Source organism: Rhodanobacter sp. Root179, assembly GCF_001428465.1.
Taxonomy (GTDB): domain Bacteria; phylum Pseudomonadota; class Gammaproteobacteria; order Xanthomonadales; family Rhodanobacteraceae; genus Rhodanobacter.
Map to the genome: position 1 here is coordinate 1 of NZ_LMHR01000005.1, position 3563 is coordinate 3563.

Annotated in this window: 4 protein-coding genes; all 4 read left to right on the forward strand. The window is 61.1% G+C overall.

Annotation, left to right across the window (positions count from 1 at the left end; translation table 11 throughout):
* Positions 1-343 precede the first annotated feature (343 nt).
* Positions 344-1456, forward strand: coding sequence for an ATP-binding protein (locus tag ASD82_RS00065; RefSeq protein WP_056713608.1), 1113 nt, complete (start codon positions 344-346; stop codon positions 1454-1456).
* The gene (locus ASD82_RS00070; protein WP_056713610.1) at positions 1453-1962 is read left to right on the forward strand and encodes a hypothetical protein; all 510 of its coding nucleotides are present in this window, start codon (positions 1453-1455) and stop codon (positions 1960-1962) included. The genes ASD82_RS00065 and ASD82_RS00070 overlap by 4 nt, the downstream gene beginning before the upstream one ends.
* A gap of 621 nt (positions 1963-2583) precedes the next feature.
* Positions 2584-3069, forward strand: a complete 486-nt coding sequence (locus tag ASD82_RS00075; RefSeq protein WP_056713615.1) for a hypothetical protein — start codon at positions 2584-2586, stop codon at positions 3067-3069.
* Positions 3070-3088: 19 nt separating this feature from the next.
* Positions 3089-3563, forward strand: a 475-nt coding sequence (locus ASD82_RS17970; RefSeq protein ID WP_235580587.1) for a hypothetical protein, incomplete at its 3' end; no start/stop codon positions are given.

Genomic DNA, 3563 nt, shown 5'->3' on the forward strand with positions numbered 1-3563 from the left:
TACGCGGCCTGTCGACCCCGCCTCGCCGCTGCAGAGGGGCCCCGGGTAGAGCAGCGGGCCATCCTGGCCCGCACTCGGTGCGCAACCGCGTTGCGGTTGCGAGAGCAAAAGCCGTGGTGTCTGGTCAATACACCCTCTCTATTGATCGTTGTCCGCTATCTGCCAGAAGCAGCTCCGACTGGCGTTTGGGCCGCGACCGTCAACATATGATTGTTTGCTGCCATCGGAAACGAACTAAATCTCCCGCATCATTGCGCTAGCACGGCGCCTAAGCAGCGCACTCTAAAGTGTGTAGGATGCATCCAGGCAAACTAGTCCTGCCTCTACCAAGACGACTTCCACCATGATTGAACGTCTGTATATCCACAACTTCCGTTGCCTTGAGAACTTCGAGTTCAAGCCCGGCGGCGCACCTTCGGTGCTGCTGATTGGTAAGAACGGTAGCGGCAAGTCCACACTCGCCAAGGCCTTGAACGTGCTGCAGCGCATAGGCCGCGGCGTGACGCGAACTGGTGAACTCGTAAAGCCTGCCGATTGCGCAAAGGGCCGCAAGGATGTGCCAATGCGTTTCTCGATCGAGGTCCGCCTGGGCAATTGTCGGTATGTCTACACGCTGGCGCTTGAATTGCCGGATCGATTCAAGGAGTTTCGTGTGCTCGAAGAGTCATTGCACGTAGACGGCCATGAGATATACACGCGCCACCAGGCTCAGGTGAGCATGCCCCCCCGCGCCAACAAGAACGAGGCGCAGTTCAGTATCGACTGGCACGTAATCGCGTTGAATGTGATTCAAGAGCCTGTGTTCAGCGACATGCTGTCCACGTTCCGCCAATGGCTGGCCGGTATGGTGCTGCTGGCACCTGTGCCTTCGATGATGACGGGCGATTCGACGGACGAGTCGCTGCAGCCGTTGGCCGATGGCGGAAATTTTGGTGACTGGATAGCTGGGCTACTGGCCCAGTATCCGGCGGCCTACAACGACATTGTGAGCTATCTGCGCGACGTGCTGCCTGACCTACACCAGTTCCGCAACGTGCCCACTGGCCGTGATGCCAAGACACTGGTGGTTGACTTCCGCGTGCCGCCGGCAAGCCAGTTGGAACTGAATTTCGAGGTGCTTTCCGATGGCGAGAAATGCTTCTTCGTCGGAGCTGTCCTGATAGCAGCCAACAAGGCTTACGGCCCGCTGCTAGCGTTCTGGGACGAGCCGGACAGCCATTTGTCTATGGCGGAGGTGCGCCAGTTTGCGATGGCCCTGAGGCGTGCCTTCGATGAAGGCGGGCAGGTCATCATCACATCGCACAACGCGGAAACCATTCGCAGCTTCTCGAACGACAACACTTGGGTGCTCGACCGGCTGAGCCATCTGGAGCCATCGAGTATCCGGCCACTCGCCGATCTGCAGGTGCGGGGCGACCTAATCCAGACATTGCTCTCTGGTGAGCTGACCTCATGAGCAATAAGTATCTTGATCACCTGCAGGTGATCGTGGAGGACGATGCGAACCGGCAGCTGATCAACGGCCTGAGCCAGCATCACTCGTTGCAGCAGAGGAGACTGCAAGTGCTTCCGCCTGCCGGCGGATGGAGGGTCGTTCTGGACATCCTGAACGACCCAGCGACGATTCAGCAGATAACCGCGTTTGGCAAACGACACCTTCTATTGCTCATCGATTTCGACGGCCAGTTTACCGATCGCTTGGCGCTCTACGAGAAATACAAGGCAAGCATGACACCTGCCGTTTCAGATCGCATCTACCTGCTGGGTTGTTTACATGAGCCCGAGAAGCTGAGGGCTGCCTTTAATCACAGCAAGTCGTTTGAGCAGTTTGGTCGCGAGCTGGCGGATGAATGTGCGCCTTATCCTGCCCAGAATCTCTGGCAACACGAGCACTTGCAGCACAACGCTAACGAATTGAGCCGGTTGGTGGCCCAGGTCAAGCCCTTCCTCTTCGTATCATAACCAAGCGCCCTGGCAAGAGAAATTTCGCCTTCATGCGGAGCGCAGCGTGACCACCTCTTGAGACCAATTTCGGCAACGAAGCGATTTTCGGCGAACGAGTATTGATCGAAGCGAAGGGTCGCAAGCGGTCGATTGGGGTTTGGTTTTACAACATGTCACTTCTGAGAGACGGCTTTAGCCGCTCGCGGTTGTTACTCTGGCTTTGCTCTGGATCTTCTAAAAAAAGGGCGCCGCGATGGCTCGCTGCTCTACCCCGAGCCCGGCTCACGGACTGGCCGGGCAGGATGCCCGGCAAGCGCCAAGTGGGGTGGCCTTTCTCTCTGGTTATCTTCCTCTTTACTCCGGGCATCCTGCCTCCACCCTTCGGGCCAGCTTCGCTGTTCGCGCACGCATCCTGCGCGCGCGTGGCCACGCAAGGAGAAAGTGACTCGGCTGCCGCAGGCAGACGAAAGCTCTTGCCGTTGCGAACGGAATGGGCGAGGCCGAACGCGATGGCCAGCACGCCACCCGCTACCCTCATCCATCCCCTACACCACGCCGCGCCCCAAGCCCGCGGCACCTGATTGCTACGCTCCCTCGCGCCGCCAGACCGGCGGCTTGCGATCTACAAGGAGTGTTTGCATGTCCAACGACAATCGTATTTCGGCGGTGCTTTCGGATGAGGACGTGGCGGCGGTGCAGGGCGCGCTGGCGACGATTCGCGGGGCGTTGCCGTTTTTGGCCACGCTGTCGGCGCAGGAGCGGAAGGAGTTGCCGCGGTTGGGGGCGAAGTCGGTGGGTTTCGACGAGAAGTGCGTGACCTACATGGCGAACCGGGCGCAGTTCGTGCCGGGCTTTGTCGACCTGGCCGAAGTGCAGAAGGATCGCAGCCTGCGCACGCAGCTGCTGCGGTTTGCGGCGGAGCTGCAGACGCTTGCCGCCAGTGTGGACGACACGGTGCAGCTGGTGTCCAGCGAGGTATGGATGGCCGACCTGGCGTATTACCAGAGCGTGCGCGAGGCGGCCCATCGTGGCCGTGATGGTGCGCAGGATGTGTATGACGACCTGCGTCAGCGCTTCCCCGGCCCCCGCGGCACCCGCACCGCGCCGGAGCCGGCCGCAGCCTGATCCATGACCTCCCGGCGGGGTGGTCGCCGACCGCGCCGCCGGGGCTTTGCCGGTCCATCGGGACGTGCGGAACGTCGACGCGGAGGTTCCGCACGTCCCCGTCGAGGTTCCGAACCTCCCCGCCGAGGTTCCACACGTCCTCGCCGACCTTCCAAACCTCTCCGTCGAAGTTCCAGACCTCCTCGTCGAGACTCCGGACATCCCCGTTGAGGTTCAGGACGTTCCCGCCGAGCTTGGCCACGTCCCCGTTGAGGTTCCAAACCTCGCCGGCCACCCGGGAAACGTCCCCGTCGACCCACGAAACCTCGCCGTCGAGGTTCGCCACGCCCTCAAAACAGGACAGCGCCCCCTGTATACGGCGCCTGCCTTACGCAGATGCCGAGCTTCGCTCGGCTTCGCTCCGCTTTGCTCCGGTTTTGCTTCGGCTCTTCTGAAGAGTGCGGGCCACGATGGCCCGCTGCTCTACCCGGGGCCCCTCTGCAGCGGCGGGCGGG

Excerpts from the sequence above, each read along its gene's own strand:
- ASD82_RS00065 (WP_056713608.1), top strand. The coding sequence starts at position 344 with ATGATTGAACGTCTGTATATCCACAACTTCCGTTGCCTTGAGAACTTC.
- ASD82_RS00070 (WP_056713610.1), top strand. The coding sequence starts at position 1,453 with ATGAGCAATAAGTATCTTGATCACCTGCAGGTGATCGTGGAGGACGAT.
- ASD82_RS00075 (WP_056713615.1), top strand. The coding sequence starts at position 2,584 with ATGTCCAACGACAATCGTATTTCGGCGGTGCTTTCGGATGAGGACGTG.